This is a genomic window from Ilumatobacter nonamiensis YM16-303, assembly GCF_000350145.1.
GTDB classification, from domain to species: Bacteria; Actinomycetota; Acidimicrobiia; order Acidimicrobiales; family Ilumatobacteraceae; genus Ilumatobacter_A; species Ilumatobacter_A nonamiensis.
Genome location: NZ_BAOL01000147.1, coordinates 1 through 17,874 on the forward strand (window position 1 = coordinate 1; position 17,874 = coordinate 17,874).

The 17,874-nt window shown below is 67.1% G+C and carries 19 protein-coding genes; 9 read left to right on the top strand and 10 right to left on the bottom strand.

The features are described 5' to 3' along the window. The 3 genes from ON45_RS13455 to ON45_RS13465 form a co-directional block, all read right to left on the bottom strand. Window positions 1–368 (bottom strand): PPOX class F420-dependent oxidoreductase (locus ON45_RS13455; protein ID WP_040494524.1); only part of this gene is annotated, 368 nt, incomplete at its 3' end. 9 nt (window positions 369–377) lie between these two features. Then, window positions 378–2,024, bottom strand: coding sequence for an acyl-CoA mutase large subunit family protein (locus ON45_RS13460; RefSeq protein ID WP_040494510.1), 1,647 nt, complete (start codon window positions 2,022–2,024; stop codon window positions 378–380). Window positions 2,025–2,033: 9 nt separating this feature from the next. Continuing rightward, window positions 2,034–3,521: an SDR family oxidoreductase gene (locus ON45_RS13465; RefSeq protein ID WP_040494511.1), complete on the bottom strand. Its 1,488-nt coding sequence runs from the start codon at window positions 3,519–3,521 to the stop codon at window positions 2,034–2,036. 191 nt (window positions 3,522–3,712) lie between these two features. On the opposite strand from ON45_RS13465, the gene ON45_RS13470 reads away from it, so the two are divergent. The 3 genes from ON45_RS13470 (at window position 3,713) to ON45_RS13480 (ending at window position 6,525) form a co-directional block, all read left to right on the top strand. Next, window positions 3,713–4,618, top strand: coding sequence for an oxidoreductase (locus ON45_RS13470; protein WP_040494512.1), 906 nt, complete (start codon window positions 3,713–3,715; stop codon window positions 4,616–4,618). An 80-nt stretch (window positions 4,619–4,698) separates the two neighbouring features. Then, window positions 4,699–5,589, top strand: a complete 891-nt coding sequence (locus tag ON45_RS13475) for an alpha/beta fold hydrolase (protein ID WP_040494513.1) — start codon at window positions 4,699–4,701, stop codon at window positions 5,587–5,589. 42 nt (window positions 5,590–5,631) lie between these two features. Next, window positions 5,632–6,525: a mechanosensitive ion channel family protein gene (locus tag ON45_RS13480; protein ID WP_040494514.1), complete on the top strand. Its 894-nt coding sequence runs from the start codon at window positions 5,632–5,634 to the stop codon at window positions 6,523–6,525. 56 nt (window positions 6,526–6,581) lie between these two features. On the opposite strand, the gene ON45_RS13485 is transcribed toward ON45_RS13480, so the two are convergent. From ON45_RS13485 to ON45_RS13495, 3 genes are all read right to left on the bottom strand, one after another. Then, window positions 6,582–7,985 carry a sulfatase family protein gene (locus tag ON45_RS13485; protein WP_040494515.1) on the bottom strand — a complete coding sequence of 468 codons (1,404 nt, stop codon included), beginning with the start codon at window positions 7,983–7,985 and terminating at the stop codon, window positions 6,582–6,584. Between the two features lie 263 nt (window positions 7,986–8,248). Next, window positions 8,249–8,749: a hypothetical protein gene (locus ON45_RS13490; RefSeq protein ID WP_148288683.1), complete on the bottom strand. Its 501-nt coding sequence runs from the start codon at window positions 8,747–8,749 to the stop codon at window positions 8,249–8,251. 81 nt (window positions 8,750–8,830) lie between these two features. Further along, window positions 8,831–9,463, bottom strand: a complete 633-nt coding sequence (locus ON45_RS13495) for a class I SAM-dependent methyltransferase (protein WP_051063042.1) — start codon at window positions 9,461–9,463, stop codon at window positions 8,831–8,833. A 90-nt stretch (window positions 9,464–9,553) separates the two neighbouring features. Between ON45_RS13495 and ON45_RS13500 the strand changes: the two genes are divergently transcribed. From ON45_RS13500 to ON45_RS13510, 3 genes are all read left to right on the top strand, one after another. Beyond that, window positions 9,554–11,260, top strand: coding sequence for a glutamine--tRNA ligase/YqeY domain fusion protein (locus tag ON45_RS13500; protein WP_040494517.1), 1,707 nt, complete (start codon window positions 9,554–9,556; stop codon window positions 11,258–11,260). A 107-nt stretch (window positions 11,261–11,367) separates the two neighbouring features. After that, a complete protein-coding gene (locus ON45_RS13505) occupies window positions 11,368–11,775 on the top strand; it encodes a YciI family protein (protein ID WP_040494518.1) in 408 nt (135 codons plus the stop codon). Between the two features lie 18 nt (window positions 11,776–11,793). Beyond that, entirely contained in the window at window positions 11,794–12,972 is a 1,179-nt protein-coding gene (locus ON45_RS13510; RefSeq protein WP_040494519.1) for an RNA polymerase sigma factor, read from the top strand. 11 nt (window positions 12,973–12,983) lie between these two features. Here the strand turns inward: ON45_RS13510 and ON45_RS13515 are convergent, their stop codons facing one another. From ON45_RS13515 to ON45_RS13530, 4 genes are all read right to left on the bottom strand, one after another. Then, the gene (locus ON45_RS13515) at window positions 12,984–13,835 is read right to left on the bottom strand and encodes a thioesterase family protein (RefSeq protein ID WP_051063043.1); all 852 of its coding nucleotides are present in this window, start codon (window positions 13,833–13,835) and stop codon (window positions 12,984–12,986) included. Further along, window positions 13,832–14,758, bottom strand: a complete 927-nt coding sequence (locus tag ON45_RS13520; RefSeq protein WP_051063044.1) for an LLM class flavin-dependent oxidoreductase — start codon at window positions 14,756–14,758, stop codon at window positions 13,832–13,834. The genes ON45_RS13515 and ON45_RS13520 overlap by 4 nt, the downstream gene beginning before the upstream one ends. Continuing rightward, complete coding sequence (locus ON45_RS13525; protein WP_051063045.1) at window positions 14,755–15,507, bottom strand: alpha/beta hydrolase; 753 nt, start codon at window positions 15,505–15,507, stop codon at window positions 14,755–14,757. The genes ON45_RS13520 and ON45_RS13525 overlap by 4 nt, the downstream gene beginning before the upstream one ends. A gap of 72 nt (window positions 15,508–15,579) precedes the next feature. Then, on the bottom strand, window positions 15,580–15,825 hold the full coding sequence (locus tag ON45_RS13530; protein ID WP_148288684.1) for a hypothetical protein: 246 nt from the start codon (window positions 15,823–15,825) through the stop codon (window positions 15,580–15,582). 216 nt (window positions 15,826–16,041) lie between these two features. On the opposite strand from ON45_RS13530, the gene ON45_RS13535 reads away from it, so the two are divergent. The 3 genes from ON45_RS13535 to ON45_RS13545 form a co-directional block, all read left to right on the top strand. Next, entirely contained in the window at window positions 16,042–16,812 is a 771-nt protein-coding gene (locus tag ON45_RS13535; protein WP_040494521.1) for an SDR family NAD(P)-dependent oxidoreductase, read from the top strand. Then, window positions 16,809–17,345 (top strand): copper resistance protein CopC, encoded by a 537-nt coding sequence (locus ON45_RS13540; protein WP_158412407.1) that lies wholly within the window; start codon window positions 16,809–16,811, stop codon window positions 17,343–17,345. Before ON45_RS13535 ends, ON45_RS13540 begins: the two co-directional genes overlap by 4 nt. A gap of 71 nt (window positions 17,346–17,416) precedes the next feature. After that, on the top strand, window positions 17,417–17,874 hold a 458-nt coding region (locus ON45_RS13545; protein WP_040494523.1), incomplete at its 3' end, for a PHP domain-containing protein.

Genomic DNA, 17,874 nt, shown 5'->3' on the forward strand with positions numbered 1-17,874 from the left:
TATTCGTCCCAGTTCGGGTGTTCGCCGGAGATGACGCGGAAGTAGTCGCAGAGACCGTCGAGTGCGTCGGGGAGATCGAGAACTTCGGCCGTTCCGTCGAGTTGTACCCATTCACCGTTGAACTCATCGGACATGACGACGATCGACGCCCGCGGATCCCGGCGGAGGTTTGCCACCTTCGCCCGCTCGGGATAGCTGGACACGAGCACCCGACCGTCATCGTCGAGACCCATCGTGACCAGCGATGATTGCGGCCATCCGTCACGGCGGAACGTGGACAGCACGCCATGGTGTCGGGGCCGGACGAAGTCATCGAGTTCGGCGCGCTCGACTCGTCGATTCCGCGCGACGTACTTCGGATCGACCACGGCCGAGGCTCAGATCGTCGGGACTTCGACGTGGCGTCCGAAAACGCCCGCCATCGTGCTCATGATCTCGCCGAGCGTGGCATAGGCATGCGACGCCTCGATCAGCGTCGGCATCAGGTTGACCTCGGGATCCGCCGCTTCGGCGGCGAGCTTCGCGAGCACCTTCTCGACCGCCTCGGAGTCGCGGTCCTGGCGCACCGTGTCGAGCCGCTTGCGCTGACGCTGCTCGTCCTCGTTCGTGATCTGCAGGATGTCGAGCTTGTCGTCGTTGCCCTCGAGGAATCCGCTGACACCGACGATCGTGCGCTCGCCGGCGTTGAACTTGCGCTCCAACTCGTACGCAGAGTCGGCGATGCGGCCCTGGAACCAGTTCTCGTCAATGCCCTTGATGACGCCCTCGAGGATCGAACCGTCGCCGAACTCGTCGAGTTTCGAGAAGATCTCCTCGGCCTGTCGCTCCATCTCATCGGTCAGTTCCTCGACGAAGTACGACCCGCCCAGCGGGTCGGCCACGTGGGCGACGTTGGTCTCGTGGGCGATCACCTGCTGTGTCCGCAGCGCGATGCGCGCCGCCTTCTCGGTGGGCAGAGCGAGGGCCTCGTCCATCGAGTTGGTGTGGAGCGACTGGGTTCCACCGAGCACACCGGCGAGCGCCTCGATGGCGGTACGCACGATGTTGACCTCCGGCTGCTGCGCGGTGAGCGAGACGCCGGCGGTCTGCGTGTGGAAACGGAGCTGCATCGACTTGGCCGCTTGGGCGCCGTAGCGCTCCTTCATCCAACGCGCCCAGATCCGACGGGCCGCCCGCAGTTTTGCGATCTCCTCGAAGAAGTCGATGTGCGCGTTGAAGAAGAAGCTCAGGCGCGGCGCGAACGCGTCGACGTCCAGCCCCGCTTCGAGCGCGAGTTCGACGTACGCGAAGCCGTTGGCGATCGTGAACGCGAGTTCCTCCGCGGCGGTCGATCCTGCCTCGCGGATGTGATAGCCGGAGATCGAGATCGAGTTCCAACGCGGCATCTCCTCCGCGGTGAACTGGATCGTGTCCCGCACGAGCCGCATCGACTGGCGTGGCGGGAAGACGAACTCCTTCTGTGCCTGGTACTCCTTCAGGATGTCGTTCTGCAGCGTCCCGCCGAGAGCGGCCCGCGGAACCCCTGCTTTCTCGGCCTGTGCGACGAACATGGCGAAGATCGGCGCGGCGGGGGAGTTGATCGTCATCGACGTGGTGATGTCGCCGAGGTCGATTCCCGAGTAGAGGTCCTCCATGTCGGCGAGCGAATCGACGGCGACGCCGCAGCGCCCGACCTCACCGAGCGACATCGGGTCGTCGGAGTCCAGACCCAGCAGGGTCGGCATGTCGAACGCCGTCGACAGTCCGTTGCCGCCCGACTTGAGGATCTCCTTGAACCGCCAGTTGGTGTCTTCAGCGGTGCCGAACCCGGCGAACATCCGCATCGTCCACAGCTTCGAGCGGTACATCGACGCGTGCGGGCCGCGGGTGTACGGGTACTGACCGGGGAACTCGCCGTCGTCGGGTCCGTAGACCGGGTCGAGCGGGATGCCCGACATCGTGGCGTAGTCGGCATCGCGCAGTCGGGACGCGTTGAAGGCCTCGTCCCACCGTTCGCGGTTCGTGGGGGTCTGCTCCGTGGTCATGCTCCAAAACTACCCGCCGGGGCCGGACGGGTCGCGACCGGCCGACTCGGCCTGGGCCACGATCCGTCGGGCGAGGCGCGGGAAGAGAACGGCGTGGAACGGGGTGAGCACGTACCAGTACGCGCGTCCGAACAGCCCACGCGGGATGTACCGGGCGCGCTGGACCATCGTGGTCGAACCCGTGTCGGGCTCGTCGTCGTGCAGCGTCCACTCGAGCCATGCGTATCCCGGCAGCTTCATCTCCGCACGCAGTCGGAGGTGCACGTCCGGGTCGAGCGCATCCACACGCCAGAAGTCGACGGCGTCTCCGAGTGCGAGTTCGGACGGATGCCGGCGGCCCCGTCGCAGACCCGCTCCGCCCCACAACGAGTCCAGCACCCCACGGATTCCCCACAGCCAGTTGCCCCACATCCATCCCGTGTGGCCGCCGAGTCGCGTGATGACGTCGAAGACGTCGCGAGGCGTCGCGTCGGTCGTCGAGACCGTTCGGGTGTCCTCCAGGACCACGCCGCCCGCCCAGTCCGGGTCGTCCGGCTCGGGGGTTCCGTCCTCCGAGCGTCCGGCCGCGCCGCTCCACGAGGTCGGGACATCGAGGTCGTCGATCTTCGACAGCGAGATGGCGACCGCCTCGGTGAACGTGATCGGGGTGAGGTCGAGCGCCTCCACCGCCGAGTTCTTCGTGACGACGACGTCGTTGACGAGGCTGCCGACGAGTTGGGTGGCGAGGACCGAGGGCAGGGGTGTCACCAACGAGACCCAGTGGGACGACAACCACGGCGACAGGATCGGCACACCGATGATCCGCCGACGGGGGAGTCGGGCGGCGCGGGCGTAGACGTTCATCATCTCGCGGTACGTGACCACGTTCGGTCCGCCGAGTTCGAGCACGTCGTGTCCGTTCTGCTGCCGATGACGTGCCCGAAGCAACGCCTGGAGGACGTCGCGGATGGCCGTGGGCTGGCAGCGCGTCTCGTTGACCCACGACGGCGTCACCATCACGGGGAGCACCTCGGTCAGCGATCGGAGCATCTCGAACGACGCGCTTCCCGAACCGATGATGATCGCTGCGCGGAGTTCGGTCACCGGAACGGAACCCGCCGCCAGCGTCCGGCCGGTCTCCTGGCGACTCAGCAGATGCGGTGACAGATCGTCGTCCTCGTCGCCGAGCCCCCCGAGGTACACGATCCGCTCGACGCCCGCTCGTTCGCAGCCCTGTCGGAATGCTTCGGCGAGTTTCCGGTCCCGGTCCTGGAAGTCGTCGCCGCCCAGCGAATGGATCAGGTAGTAGGCGACTCGACAGTCTGCTGCGGCCGCGGCGACGTCGTCGACCTCGTCCGCCGACCCACGCGCGATCGTCACGTCGTCGGACCAGCGCCGAACGAGCGACGACTGATGACGCACGAGGCACACGACGTCAGCACCGTCGTCGAGGAGATGCGGAACCAGGCGCCCCCCGATGTAGCCGGTGGCACCCGTGACGAGAACCCGTTCGGTCACGGTCTGACCTCGTGCTGCCGATGGTGCGTCCGTGGTTTCACCGAACCGGTGATATCACTCATCGCTCGGCCGTGCTCGACGCTCCACCGAACATATCGGTGAGCGAACCCACGCCCCGGCGGGAGTTGGCTCATCGCAGCGGTCGAGAGGGGCGGGGAGACGCGGCCAGGATCGTGAGGCACACTGGTCCGATGGCCGACTTCACCGATGCCGACGTCCCCGACCAGAGCGGGCGGACGATGCTCGTGACCGGTGCGAACACCGGGATCGGCTTCGAGACGGCCAAGGCCCTGGCCGAGCAGGGTGCACGCGTCCTGCTCGGATGCCGATCCGAGGACCGCGCCACCGATGCGATCGCGCGGATCCACCTCGAGGTCGGTGAGGCAGACCTCGCGTTCGTTCCGCTCGATCAGGGCGACCTCTCGAGCGTTGCCGCGGCAGCAGACCGGGTGCAGGAGGAGGAACGGCTCGACGTCCTGGTCAACAACGCGGGGATCATGATGCCGCCGAGGGAGCTGACGACCGACGGGTTCGAATCCCAGTTCGGCGTGAACCACCTCGGGACGTTCGCTCTCACGAGCCAGCTGCTCCCGAAGTTGGCCGAGACGGAGGGTTCGCGCGTGGTGATCACGAGCAGCATCGCCCACCGAGCCGGCAACATCCACTTCGACGACATCGACGCGTCGAAGAACTACGGCGCACAGGACCGCTACCAGCAGAGCAAGCTCGCCAACCTGCTGTTCATGTACGAACTCGATCGGCGACTCCGGGCGGTCGAGTCGACCACCATCGCCGTCGGCTGCCATCCGGGGATTGCCGACACCGAACTCTCGCGGCATCTGCCGAAGCTGCTGATGCTCGCCGCTCCGATGCTGAAGATCTTCTTCAACTCCTCCGCCGAGGGAGCGTGGCCGACGCTCATGGCGGCGACGGCCGACGAGATCGAGGGCGGGGACTACACGGGTCCGTCGAAACGAGGCGAGACCGCGGGACCGGCACGCAAGGTGCCGTCGACCGGTCGGGCGCGCGACCCGCAACTCGCCAACCTCCTCTGGGACCTCTCGATCGAGATGACCGGGGTCGACCCCGGGATCTGATCCGAGCGACGCAGCAGGTGTGACCGATTCCGTCCGGTGCCGGATCGCCCGCCGACCGGTGGATCCGCAAGGCTGCGACGGTGAGCCAGACCGAGAACTCTGTCGAGACCGAACGCTGGGACGGCGCAGACGGCGTCACCCTTGCCGCTGACGTTGCGGGGGATCCCGCCGACCCCACCGTGCTGCTGTTCCACGGCGGTGGTCAGACCCGTCATTCGTGGGGAGGAACGATGCGTGCTCTGGCGGGCCGCGGGTTCCACGTCGCCTCGGTCGACCTGCGTGGGCACGGGGACAGTGACTGGTCGCCCGGCGGCGACTACGACGGTTCGGTGTTTCCCGATGATGTCGAGGCCGTCGCGCGGCGGTTCGACCGCCCGGTGCTGGTGGGAGCATCCCTCGGTGGCACCTCTGCGTTGATGGCGGTGCATCAGGCTCAGCAACGAACCGGCGACCAGATCGCGAGTGCGCTCGTGCTCGTCGACGTGGCGCCGAACATCGAACCGGCCGGTGTCGACCGGATCCGCTCGTTCATGCACGAGCACATCGAGACCGGGTTCGGATCGCTCGACGAGGTCGCCGATGCGATCCAGGCGTACAACCCGCACCGGTCGCGTCCGACGAACCTCGCCGGCCTGGAGAAGAACGTCCGCCTGCGCGACGGTCGCTGGTACTGGCACTGGGATCCCGCGTTCATGATGGGGAAGCACGCGGAGAGCGACGAGACTCGCGTGTCGGATTTCGAGCGGCGCAGCGCGGCGCTGGAAGAAGCGGCGCGGGCGCTGACGATTCCGACGCTGCTCGTCCGTGGGCGTCAGAGTGACCTGCTGTCGGAGGAGGGCGCTCAGAAGTTCCTGAGCTTCGTTCCACATGCGGTGCTGGCCGACGTTGCGGGTGCCGGGCACATGGTCGCTGGAGACCGCAACGACGTGTTCACCGACGCCGTCGTGGAGTTTCTCGAACCGCTGGCCTGAACCGCGTTTGACGTTTCGGCGCGTCGGGTAGGGACTCGCGACGTGATCCTTCAATCGATTTCTCGCGCCGCGACTTCCCTCGCCGGCACCATCCAGTCCGCTCCCGGTCCCGACACCGAACAGGCCAAAGAGGCCACCGCCGGTTTCGACTCGGCAGGTCTGATTCCCGCCGGCATCATCGTCGCCTCCACGCTCGCCATCGCGTTCGTGGTCAAATACGTGGTCGGCAGGGCGACACAGGGCCTGTTCCGACGTCGGAACAAGATCATCTCGCGCCTGATCAGCCGGACCGTTTTCGCGATCGTCGTCGCGATCGGTTTCGTCTATGCGCTCTCCAGCCTCGGCATCAACGTCGGCCTGCTCGTCGGCGCGCTGGGGATTGGTGGTATCGCCTTGGCGTTCGCGTTCAAGGACACGCTCGAGAACTTCGTGTCCGGCCTGTTCCTGCAGATCCATCAGCCGTTCGACTATGACGACACCGTGTCGTTGGGCGACTACGAGGGTTCCGTCGACAACATCAACCTGCGTTCGGTCGAGATGACGCTGTTCAGCGGGGAGAAGGTGATCATCCCCGCAGCGACCGTGCTCCAGAACCCGATCGAGAACTGGACCGCCAACCCGACCCGACGGGTCGACATCGCCATCGGCGTGCACTACGACACCGACGTGAACGAGGCCTGCGCCGCGATTTCCGAGGCGTTGCAGCATGTGCCCGACACGCTCGCCGTGCCCGAACCGATGACGACGTTCAGCGGCTTCGGCGACAGCTCGATCAACCTCGTCGCACACGTGTGGTTTGCCTCCGACGGCCCGTACTTCGACGTGCAGCGCGACGCCGCCGACGCGATCAAGCGAGCGCTCGCCGAGCGCGACATCGAGATCCCGTACCCGGTCGTCCGGCTGACCGGCGACCGTCAGTTGTCGCTCAGCAGCTGATGCGCGCCGGTACCAGTCGCCGATGCAGATCCCGCACGATCCGGTCGCGCGGTGCGTCAGCCCCGGTCGGGGAGGTCGTATTCCGCGACGACGTACGGGTGGGCGGGGTCGTACGTGGTGAGTGGTGCTGCGTCGTCGACCCGGCCGATCGGTCGCACGTCACTGCCCTCACGGCCGAGGCGGGCGTCGCCCATGGTCGCCCGCGCGGTTTCGGCGACCGCGTCGAGTCGGGCGACGACGTCGGGGTGGTCGTCGATGATGTCGGTCGTCTCGCCGATGTCCGTGTCGAGGTCGTACAGGGCGCGGTGTTCGGTTCCGCGCTTGGAGAAGTGCAGCTTCCATCGGCCCGAGCGGAGCGCCTCGAGGTCGTTCATCCAGTAGTAGAAGAACGCGTCATGGGGTGACGGAACGTCGTCGTCGAACAGCAGGGCGCTGATGTCGTGGCCGTCGATGGTCCGGTCGGTCGGAACATCGGCACCGCACAGAGTGGCCAGCGTCGGGAACAGATCCATCGCAGTCAGAACCGCGTCGGACGTTCGCCCGGGGGCGATGCGCTTCGGCCAGCGGATGATGCCGGGCACCCGCTGCCCACCTTCCCAGGTGGTTCCCTTGGTGCCGCGGAGCGGGTCGTTGCTCGCGCCGAGCGGCTCGCCGGACCCGAACGGAGGCGGGTTGTCGCCGAGCGATCCGTTGTCGCTGGTGAAGATGACGATCGTGTTCTCCGCGATGCCTCGGGCGTCGAGCTCGTCGAGGATCACCGACGTCGCCCAGTCGATCGCCGCGACCGCTGCGCCGTACGCGCCGTTGCTCGATGCTTCGGCGAATCGGTCCTGCACGTAGATCGGCACGTGCACGTACATGTGCGCCAGGTACAAGAAGAAGGGCTGGCCATTCGAGCGACGGATGAAGTCGAGCGCTTCCGTGACGTAGCGGTCGGTGAGCGACGTCTGATCGGGTTGTTGTTCGACGACCTCACCGTCCGAGATGAGCGGAAGCGGCGGCATTTCCGGCATGAATTCGGGACGGCCGGCCTGGCGTCCCATGTCGTTGCTGTACGGGAGCCCGAGGTAGTGGTCGAACCCGTGGTTCGTCGGTTGGAAGTGGGGTTGGTCGCCGCAGTGCCACTTCCCGATCGCTTGCGTTGCGTAGCCGGCGTCGGACAGCACCTTGGCGATGCTGATCTCGGTGGGTGGCAGCCCGATGTCCATACCGGGGAACAGCACCGGGAGCCCGTGGAACGAACCGAACCCGATGCGCGGGGGATAGCAGCCGGTGAGGAGCGCACCGCGCGCCGGCGAGCAGACCGGTGACGCGGTGTAGAACGAGTCGAACCGGATGCCGTCGGCCGCGAGCTGGTCGAGCGCGGGTGTGTCGTTGCGCGTCGATCCGTAGCAGCCGAGGTCGCCGTAGCCGAGGTCATCGCAGTTGATCAGCACCACGTTGGGTCGGTCGTGCGTCATGTCTCGCTGCTCACGTCGATTCCTGCGCCACGCTCGAAGAGGGCGGCCGCGCCGTCGAGGGAAACATCGGTGTCACTCGCGACGACAGCGTCCATCGACGTGGGAAGTGCGATCGGAAGTCGCCCCGCCGGCCAGGATCGAGATATCCGGCATCGTCGTTCGTGACGCCCGTCATGGTGCCGGACACTATCGAAACGTTCGGTTCCACTACGTGTGCCCCGGCTTCGTGATGCGGGCACCCTGTTGCAGGCGGTGGCCCGAGGTCAGGGGCGTCGGGCGCGGACCATCTGAACGCCTGCGCTGACCGCTGCCCAGAGGAGCATGCACGCCGCAGCGACGAGCGTGCCGGCGGCCACTCCGGCAGCGTTGGCCATGATGTCGCTCGACTCCACCGAGCGCGTCGTCGAGTAGCGGCCCTGCCCGATCTCCACGAACACGCTGGCGACGAAGACCGCCGCACCGCAGAGTACGAGTCCCCACCAGCGCCACACCGTGAGGGCCACGAGCAGCGTCGCCACTCCCCAGAGTCCGATGTGCACGATCGCGTCGTTGTCCGGCAGACGTGCGGTGTCGACGGTGCTGCTCGCGTCGAGTCGGTCCGAGAGGCGTTCGGCGAAGTCCCCGAACAGCTGCTGCGTGACGCCCGGTGCCCGGTCCGAGAGCATCAGCGCGACGGTGAAGGCGAGTGCGCTGACCCCGAGCAGCCCGAGGAACGCACGCACGCCGAGCGGCGCGCGGAGTCCGGCTGCGTCGAGTGTCGTCACCTGATCATTCGACCAGGTCCCTCCCGCGGCTCCCCGTCGTCGGCCGAGGGTCACACATGCCGACCGCCGGGTCGGGAACGGTCAGCGGCGCGTCGCGTCGGTGAGCATCGGCCACGGGACGAACCCCAGGCGCGGGATGCGACCTTGGTGTTCGACTTCGAATCCCGCCGCTTCCAGCAACCGACGGAGTTCACGTTTCGGGATGGCGCGCACCGGACGTCCGGCGAGTGCCGTGGCGCGCTGGATCGCATCGTCGGCGAAGCCCGTCACCGTGGCGATCGACGCGATCACGACCCTCCCACCGGGCGCGATGAGTCGCGCCAATTCGGCCGCGGCAGCCTCCTGGTCGGCGTACCAGTGGAACGACTCGGTGCAGGTGACGACGTCGAAGCTGTGGTCCCTGAGCGGGAGATGCTGTGCGTCGGCACGCACGAAATCGCTCATGTCGTCGTCGGTCAGGCGTTCGGCGGCGCGTTCGATCATTCCGTCGGACAAGTCCGCACCCACGACCGACGCCTTCGGGAACATCATCGACAGGCGCTCGGCGAGGTGCCCCGTTCCACACCCGAGGTCGAGGATTCTTTTCGGTTCCAGCCCTTCGAGACGGCCCAGCACGGCGTTGTGAATCGGTCGGTACGTCGCCTGTTGCAGGCCAGGCCGGTCGTAGGTGGACGACCAGAGATCGAAGAAGATCGATTCGGCGGGCACGGACATGTCTTCACTCTCGCAGATCTCGACGCGTGCCGATAGTGGCAACCGGTGCCGGCGGCGTGGAGGGTGTGAATCCGCTGCATACTGGACGTGATGAGTGCCCCCACCGACCGTCCGGCCGCCGCCAACTTCGTGAGTGATCTCGTGGTCGCGGACAACGCTCAGGGCACGTTCGGCGGCCGGGTCCAGACCAGGTTCCCGCCCGAGCCGAACGGGTACCTGCACATCGGTCACGCGAAGGCGATCACGGTCGACTTCGAACTCGCACGGGAGTTCGGTGGTCAGTGCAAACTCCGTTTCGACGACACCAACCCGGACACGGAGGACACGACCTACGCCGACGCGATCGTCGACGATGTCGCGTGGCTCGGCTACACCGTCGACGAGCCGGTCTACACGAGCGACTACTTCGAGCAGCTCTTCCGCTGGGCGGAGATGTTCATCGAGCAGGGCCTGGCCTACGTGGACGAGCAGGACGGCGAGACCATCTCGGCCCAACGCGGGGGGTACGGAAACCCGGGAGTGGAGAGCCCGCACCGGGACCGCCCGAGCGAGGAGAGCCTCGACCTGTTCCGGCGCATGCGCGACGGTGAGTTCGCCGACGGCTCGAAGGTGCTGCGGGCCAAGATCGACATGCAGCACGAGAACATGCAGCTGCGTGACCCGGTGATGTATCGCATCCGTTCCGGTCACCACCACCGGACCGGCGAGGCCTGGAAGGTGTACCCCACCTACGACTGGGCGCACGGACAGAGCGATGCGATCGAAGGCGTCACGCACTCGTTGTGCACGCTGGAGTTCGACAGCCATCGGCCGCTGTACGACTGGTATCTCGACCAGCTCGCCCGCATGGGGGAGTTGCCGTTCGAGCAGCCGCGTCAGACCGAGTTCGCGCGCCTCGAACTCACGCACACCGTCACCTCGAAGCGCAAACTCCTGCAGCTCGTCGAACAGGGACTGGTCGACGGTTGGGACGATCCGCGGATGCCGACGCTGCGGGGCCTGCGCAAGCGGGGCTACCCGGCCGAATCGATTCGCGAGTTCTGCAGCTTCATCGGTGTCTCGCGGACGAACAGCCGCAACGAGATCGAGCTGCTCGAATCGTTCGTCCGCACACGGCTCAACCGGGTGGCCCAGCGCCGGATGGCCGTGCTCCGCCCGCTCGAGGTCGTGATCGACAACTGGCCCGTCGACGACAGCGGCGCACCGGTGGTCGAGCAGGTCGAACTGGTGAACAACCCGGAGAACGCCGACGACGGCACCCGGACCGCACCGTTCAGCGGTCGGTTCTGGATCGAGCAGGACGACTTCATGGCGGAGCCTCCTCCGAAGTACTACCGACTGACCCCGGGCCGTGAGGTCCGGCTGCGCGGTGCGTTCTTCGTCACCTGTGTCGGCTTCGACAGCGACGACGACGGCAACGTCGAACGCGTGCACGTCACCTACGACCCCGAGACGCGGGGCGGCAACGCGCCCGACGGACGCAAGGTGAAGTCGACGATGCACTGGGTGTCGGCCGACCATGCCGTCGACATCAGCGTCGCGTTGTACGAGCGGCTGTTCAGCGCCGAGGTCCCCGGCGAAGCGACCGGCGATGTGTTCGACGACCTCGACGCCAACTCACGCGAGTTGCTGACGGAGTGCAAGGCCGAACCGTCGCTCGCCGACGTCGCGCCCGGTGACGTCGTCCAGTTCGAACGTCTCGGCTACTTCGCCCACGACGCCGACCAGCCGCGGTTGTTCCACCGCACCGTGGGACTCCGTGACGAGTGGGCGAACATCCAGAAGCGCAAAGGCTGATCGGAGCCGCAGAGAAAATCGTCGGGCGATGTCGAGAATCGCCGGGTGACTCCGTCCCAGGGGTACGGAGCGGCCACGATGGCCGCCAGACGAGAAGGGACACCACGATGGCGAAATACCTGATGCTCAAGCACTACCGAGGGGCGCCGGAGGCAGTCAACGACGTGCCGATGGATCAATGGCACCCCGACGAGGTCGACGCGCACATGGAGTACATGTCGGACTTCGCGAAGCGGCTCGAAGCGACGGGCGAGTTCGTCGACGGTCAGGCGTTGTCACCCACCGGAATGTGGGTGCGCTCCGACGGACCGAACCGGCCGCCACTGACCGACGGCCCGTTCGCGGAGACCAAGGACCTGATCGCCGGGTGGATGGTGATCGACGTCGACAGCGAGGAACGGGCGATCGAACTGGCCGGCGAACTCTCCGCAGCACCGGGGGCAGGCGGCGAGCCGATCCACGAGTGGCTCGAAGTGCGGCCGTTTCTCACGGGACCCGAGACCGTCACCGGGTGACCTGAACGGGGAACGGACATGGACGACGACGTCGACGAGGAGTTGCTCCGGGAGCTCACCCCCGTGGTCATCAGCGTCCTCTGCCGTCGTGGCGCCGACTTCGCGTCGGCAGAGGACGCGGTCCAGGAGGCCGTCCTGAAGGCGCTGTCCGGCTGGCACGATGACCCGCCGCGCGACCCGAAGGGCTGGTTGATCACGACCGCCTGGTACGCGTTCGTCGACCACACGCGGTCCGAGACGGCGCGTCGGGCTCGCGAGGAACGTTCCGAAGCCGAGCCGCCGTCCGGTCCGACCGAGGACGCCGACGACACACTCCAGTTGTACGCGCTGTGCGCGCACTCGTCGTTGACGCCGTCATCGGCGGTTGCGCTCACACTGCGCGCGGTGGGCGGCCTCACCACCAAGCAGATCGCCGACGCGTACCTCGTGCCGGAGGCGACCATGGCGCAGCGGATCAGCCGAGCGAAGCGCACCGTGAGCGACGTCGACTTCACGGCCGCGGGCGATGTCGGCGAGCTGGGGACGGTGATGCACACGCTCTATCTCGTCTTCAACGAGGGGTACTCCGGCGACATCGACCTGGCCGCGGAGGCGATCCGGCTGGCGCGTCAGCTCTCGAGCATGGTCGACGAACCCGAGGTGGGTGGCCTGCTCGCACTGATGCTGTTGCATCACGCCCGTCGACCGGCGCGGCTCGGCGCCGACGGCCGCCTGATCCCGCTCGCCGATCAGGATCGTGAGCTGTGGGATTCATCGTCGATCGCCGAGGGTGTGGGAATCCTCCGGTCCGCGTTGGCTCGTGATCGGTTGGGTCCGTACCAGGCGCAGGCAGCGATCGCGGCGCTGCACGCCGATGCGCCGACGGTGGACGACACCGACTGGGTCCAGATCGTCGAGTGGTACGACGAGCTCATGGCGTTCGGCGACAACCCGGTGGTGCGGCTCAATCGCGCCGTCGCGGTCGGTGAGGCCGATGGCGCAGCGGTTGGACTCGCGGAGCTCGCGCACGTCGATCGATCCATCCCGCGGTGGACTGCAGTCGCTGCCCACCTCCGCGAACGCAACGGAGAGCTCGAGACGGCGGCCGAGCTGTATGCGCAGGCAGCACTCGAAGCTCCGAACCTGCTCGAACGCGATCACCAGACTCGCCAAGCGGCCCGCGTCAACCACCTGCTCCGTCGATCGGCGAACCGGTGAAACGGCGCGGGTCAGCGCGGGTCGACGAACAGACTCTGGACGCTGCGACCCAGCCGACCGGCTTCATCGTGCAGCGCTGATTCGGCGAAGCCGACACCGCTCGACGTGGAGGTCGTGCCGTAGAGACTGTGGGACGACATCCCGATCCACTCGCCTTGCGGCTCGCGTGCGAGGTGGACCGTCAGATCGGGATTGATGTACAGGTAGTCCTCGTAGCTGATCGAACTGCTCACCCCGTTGCCGAAGTCGGCCGCAGCGGCAACGCGTTGGAGGCCTGACGGAGCTTCGCCGGGGACGAGGTCGACCGCGAGGCGGATCCACAACTTCACCGGTCCGGCGTCGTTCCAGCTGCCCTCGACGATCCGGTGCTCGGAACCGTGGCTGTGGAAGGCGATCGCTTCCGAGTCGATCGCCCACGCCAGGCGCTCGTGCGTACCCTCGCCGGGAACACCGTCGAGTTCGGGCGGAGCCAACGGATGCGGTGCGAGTGCGAACTCGCGGTGTCGGATCCGGAGTGCGCGGACCTTCGCGATCTCGGTGCCACCCGACCACAGGCTGGCGGCGACGAGCGAGACCTTGCGACCGGGGCGCTCGATCTCGGTGGTCATCGTGAGCGGTGATCCGACCGGAACCGGCCGTGTCAGTTCGATCGTGAACCGCGCGATCAGCCAGTCGGAGTCGCCGGTCGGCGCACGTTCGCACTGCCGTGCGAGCAACGCCGAGACCGGACCCCCGTGGCAGTGCCGCGGATCCCACGGGCCACGCGCGTACTCGGTCGCCGTCCACGCCTCGACCGCGTCCGGGTGGGCGTCCGCGGGCATCGGGACGGATTCGAACAGGCAGGGGAGTGCTGCGGCGGTCATCCGATCTCCAGCGGTTGGAGCGCGTCGGCAGCTTCGGTGAGGTGCGCGACCCACGCGTCGGCGTCGCCCGGCTCGTCGAGCGGGAGCACGACGAACTTCGTGGTACCGACATCGACGAAGCGACGGATCGTGTCGCGAAGCTCCTCCCAGGAGTCGGGCACCAGATCGGTCACGTCGTCGAGGTCGGGACGACGCTTCGCGAGCAGCTTGCGGAGCACATCGGGAACCGGACCGAACGAATAGGGGATGAGGACGCCGTAGTGATCCTCCTCGATCGAGCGGTCGTGCTCGGCGCACACCCGCTCGATCTCGGCCCGTCCGGCCTCGGCGTCGGCGGGGAGCACGAACGACGGGAGCCAACCGTCGGCCAGGCGTCCGACCCGGCGCAGTTCGGACGGAGCGTTACCACCCAGCCACACGTCCATCCGCTTCGGTGCCGGCCGAACCACCACACCGTCGTACCGGAATCGTTCGCCGTGGTGGGTGAAGGGCTCGCCGGTCCAGCATTTCCGCATCACCTCCAACGTCTCGTTGAAGATCGCCGCCCGCTCGGAGCGTTCGACGCCGAACGCCTGTTGCTCGATCGGGTCGACGGCGCCGAGTCCGAATGCGGGGAGCAGCCGCCCGCCCGACATCGTCCCGAGCGTGGCGAGTTCCTTCGCGAGGACCACGGGGTTGCGTCCCGGCAGCACCATGACGGACATCCCGAACTTCAGCTTCGTGGTTCGTCCGGCACCGTAGGCCATCGCCACGAGTGGGTCCGGTGCCTCGCCGCTGATCTTCTCCGACAGCCACAGTGAGTCGAATCCGAGCGACTCGAGCGCGTCGACGACCGCTCCGTACGTTTCGTCGTGAAGTTCGGTGCGGGTGCCGAGTCCGTATCCGATCCGGACCTTCATCGGCGCCGAGTCGGTGCTCGTCACGATGATGTCGCGATTTCGCCGATGATCGCTGCCAGCGGTTCGACGGCGCTGATGAACGGGGAGTGGTCGGTGTCGAGCCCGACGCGGTGCCTGCAACGTTCGGCCATCGTGGCCTGATGATCGGGATGGACCGCGCGGTCGCGGGTGCAGACGACGTAGGTCGACTCGATCTCCTGGCGTCCGTTGGCGTCGACCGGTTGCGTCATCGACAGCATCGTCTGCGGACCGAGTCGCGCGAGTGCCGCCCGAGCGGGTGGTTCGGGACAGTCGCCGTAGAGGGCTCCGGCGGCGGTTTGGGGATCGAGCGTGGTCGCCGTCCCGTCCGTCGTCGGGACCATGGCAGCGGCGAGGTCCACGTCTCGGCGTTCGAACGAGCCGAGAGCCGAGATCACCGACTCGCCGGTCTCGAGCGCGAATGCGGCGACGTAGACCAGATGGGCGACGTCGTCGCGACCGGCTGCGGCCTGGGTGATGACCGCTCCGCCGTAGCTGTGCCCGATCAGGACGACGGGTCCCGAATCGGCGGCGGCGAGTCGATCGAGGACGGCGACCAGCGCGGCAGCGTCGTCGAGAACGCCGCCGAGTTGCGATGTCGACACACCGTGACCCGGGAGGTCGACAGCGAACGACGGGATTCCTCGACCTTCGAGTTCTGCTTGCAACGTGGCCCAGCACCAGGCGCCGTGCCAGGCACCGTGGACGAGCACGACCAGTGCAGGGTCAGCGTGGGAGGAGGAATCGACGGTCACGGAACGATCGTGTCACACCGCGACAGGAGGGCGTCAGCCGGACTGCGATCGAGTGGCGATCCCGCTGAATCGTCAGACGATCGTGACCGTGGCCGGTGCCCGCGACGTGCGGATCGACACATCGGACTGCGCCTGACGACGGATGCGATCGGTCTGCACCCAGCTGGCAGCGAACGCCACGAAGATCACCGGGACCACGACCGCCGCTTGCGGAACCTCTCCGAGGTGGGAGACACCGAACGCGACGCCTGCGGCCAGCACCGACACGATGACGGCGAGCTTGACGGCGGCGGTCCAGGTGCGGCGGCTGATTTCCATGACCACATGATGAACCAGCGGGGTAGACCTCGGATGACGTTGGAACAGATGCGCGCGAACTGTCACCCGATCGCGACAATCGTTGCGCGATCGCGAGCTCGCCAATGACGGTCGCGTGACGGATCGCGCGCTGGACGATGACCATGTCATTTCGACTGTCAGGGCCGTGGGGAGTGGAGGTGGGTTGCCCGGTTCGGTTTTCGTAGTGTCTCGGTCATGCACGACGTCGACCCGCTCTCCATGTTCCGCCTCGACGGGCAGGTCGCGATCGTGACGGGAGCGTCGTCCGGGCTCGGTGACCGGTTCGCCAGAGTGTTGGCCTCCGTCGGCGCGAAGGTCGTCCTGGCGGCTCGCCGCCGGGAACGACTGGAGGACCTGTCCGAGTCGTTGCCCGGATCGTTGGCGGTCGGTGTCGACCTCTCGATCGCGGAGGATCGCGAACGACTGGTTCGAGAAACGCTCGAACACTTCGGGCGAGTCGACGTACTCGTGAACAATGCGGGCGTCGGTCATGTGGTGGCGATCGAGGACGAAACGCTCGATGAGTTCCGCGGGGCGATGGAGCTGAACGTGACCGCCATCTGGCATCTGTCGAAGCTGTGCGCGGAATCGATGGTCGCGGCCGGTTCCGGCTCGATCGTCAACATCGCATCGATGCTCGGCCATGTGGCTTCCACGCCGATTCGTCAGGCGCAGTACTGCGCGAGCAAGGGGGCGGTGATCAACCTGACGCGCGAGATGGCGTTCCAATGGGGACGCAAGGGAGTGCGCGTCAACACGTTGAGTCCCGGTTGGTTCGCGTCGGAGATGACCGCCGGCATGGAGACCGACGAGTCGAGTCAACGGTTCGTGAAGACCAACGCGGCGATCCCTCGGATGGGCAACGCCGACGAGCTCGACGGCGCACTGTTGCTGTTGGCGAGCCGCGCCGGTGGGTACATGACCGGTCACAGTCTCCTGGTCGACGGTGGATGGACCGCCCGATGAGAGTCCGCGGTCCGAAGCTGCTCGGCGCGGTCGGCGTCGCGCTGATCGTGCTCCTCGCCGGAGCGTGTGGTGGTGAGGAGCAAGGCGGCCTCGAGGGTGCCAGCCCGGGTCCGGACGCGCGCGTCGGCGGCGAGATCGATCAGCTCATCCTGTTGTACGACAACATCGTGGTGGACGCCGACGTGTCGGTCGTCGACCCGGATGGAACCGAACTCTCCGCGGTGGCTCGCCTCGACAGCGACATCCGCGTGATCGTCGAACTCGGAGAAGAGTTGAACACGCCCGGCGTCCACTTCGTGCAGCACGCGGTCGATGCGGTCGACGGCGACCGCGAGGAGGGTTCGTATTCGTTCACCTTCGACCCGTCGGCGCCGGCTCCTGGTCTCGTGTTCCCCCCGGAGGACGACGGCAGTCCATGGTTGCTGTGGATCGTCGCCGTGGCCGGTGTGCTGGTGATCGCCGTGCTGGGCTGGCAACTCCTGCAGTCGATGGCGAAGGCGCGAGCCCGGTCCACGCCGAAGCAGCAGCGCTGATCTCCGTCTCCCCGACCACGTCACAGACGTCGAACTTGTGTTCGTAGCACAGATGTTCGATGATGTGGGGGATGGGCTTCAACAACCCGTCCTGGTCGTGGAGCGAACTCGAGTCCGCACTGTCCGACCGGGGACGGACTCCGCAGGCGCCGCGCACCGGTCGTGACGGGCGCGCCCCCGGATCGCCATCCTGGAATGCGGGTGGCGACGGACCGGCGTGGAGTCGGAAGCGCCAGCCGTTCGAAGCACCGCCCGTCTCGGAACCACGGCCTTCGGGCATCACCGTCCCCTACGCAGAACTCCACTGCCACTCGAACTTCTCGTTCCTCGACGGTGCGTCGCATCCCGAAGAGTTGGCGACCGAGGCGTCGCGGCTCGGACTCGAAGCGCTCGCGGTCACCGACCACAACGGCTTCTACGGCGTGGTCCGCTTCGCCGAAGCCGCCAAGGCGGTTGGCCTGCCCACCGTGTTCGGCAGTGAGATCACCCTGCTCGACCGTGCCATCGGGTGTCAGACACCCGATGGCAC

Bases quoted from the DNA above. Each gene is read 5' to 3' on its own strand.
- ON45_RS13460 (WP_040494510.1), bottom strand. From the start codon at position 2,024: ATGACCACGGAGCAGACCCCCACGAACCGCGAACGGTGGGACGAGGCC.
- ON45_RS13470 (WP_040494512.1), top strand. From the start codon at position 3,713: ATGGCCGACTTCACCGATGCCGACGTCCCCGACCAGAGCGGGCGGACG.
- ON45_RS13485 (WP_040494515.1), bottom strand. From the start codon at position 7,985: ATGACGCACGACCGACCCAACGTGGTGCTGATCAACTGCGATGACCTC.
- ON45_RS13495 (WP_051063042.1), bottom strand. From the start codon at position 9,463: ATGTCCGTGCCCGCCGAATCGATCTTCTTCGATCTCTGGTCGTCCACC.
- ON45_RS13500 (WP_040494517.1), top strand. From the start codon at position 9,554: ATGAGTGCCCCCACCGACCGTCCGGCCGCCGCCAACTTCGTGAGTGAT.
- ON45_RS13505 (WP_040494518.1), top strand. From the start codon at position 11,368: ATGGCGAAATACCTGATGCTCAAGCACTACCGAGGGGCGCCGGAGGCA.
- ON45_RS13510 (WP_040494519.1), top strand. From the start codon at position 11,794: ATGGACGACGACGTCGACGAGGAGTTGCTCCGGGAGCTCACCCCCGTG.
- ON45_RS13515 (WP_051063043.1), bottom strand. From the start codon at position 13,835: ATGACCGCCGCAGCACTCCCCTGCCTGTTCGAATCCGTCCCGATGCCC.
- ON45_RS13530 (WP_148288684.1), bottom strand. From the start codon at position 15,825: ATGGAAATCAGCCGCCGCACCTGGACCGCCGCCGTCAAGCTCGCCGTC.
- ON45_RS13535 (WP_040494521.1), top strand. From the start codon at position 16,042: ATGCACGACGTCGACCCGCTCTCCATGTTCCGCCTCGACGGGCAGGTC.
- ON45_RS13540 (WP_158412407.1), top strand. From the start codon at position 16,809: ATGAGAGTCCGCGGTCCGAAGCTGCTCGGCGCGGTCGGCGTCGCGCTG.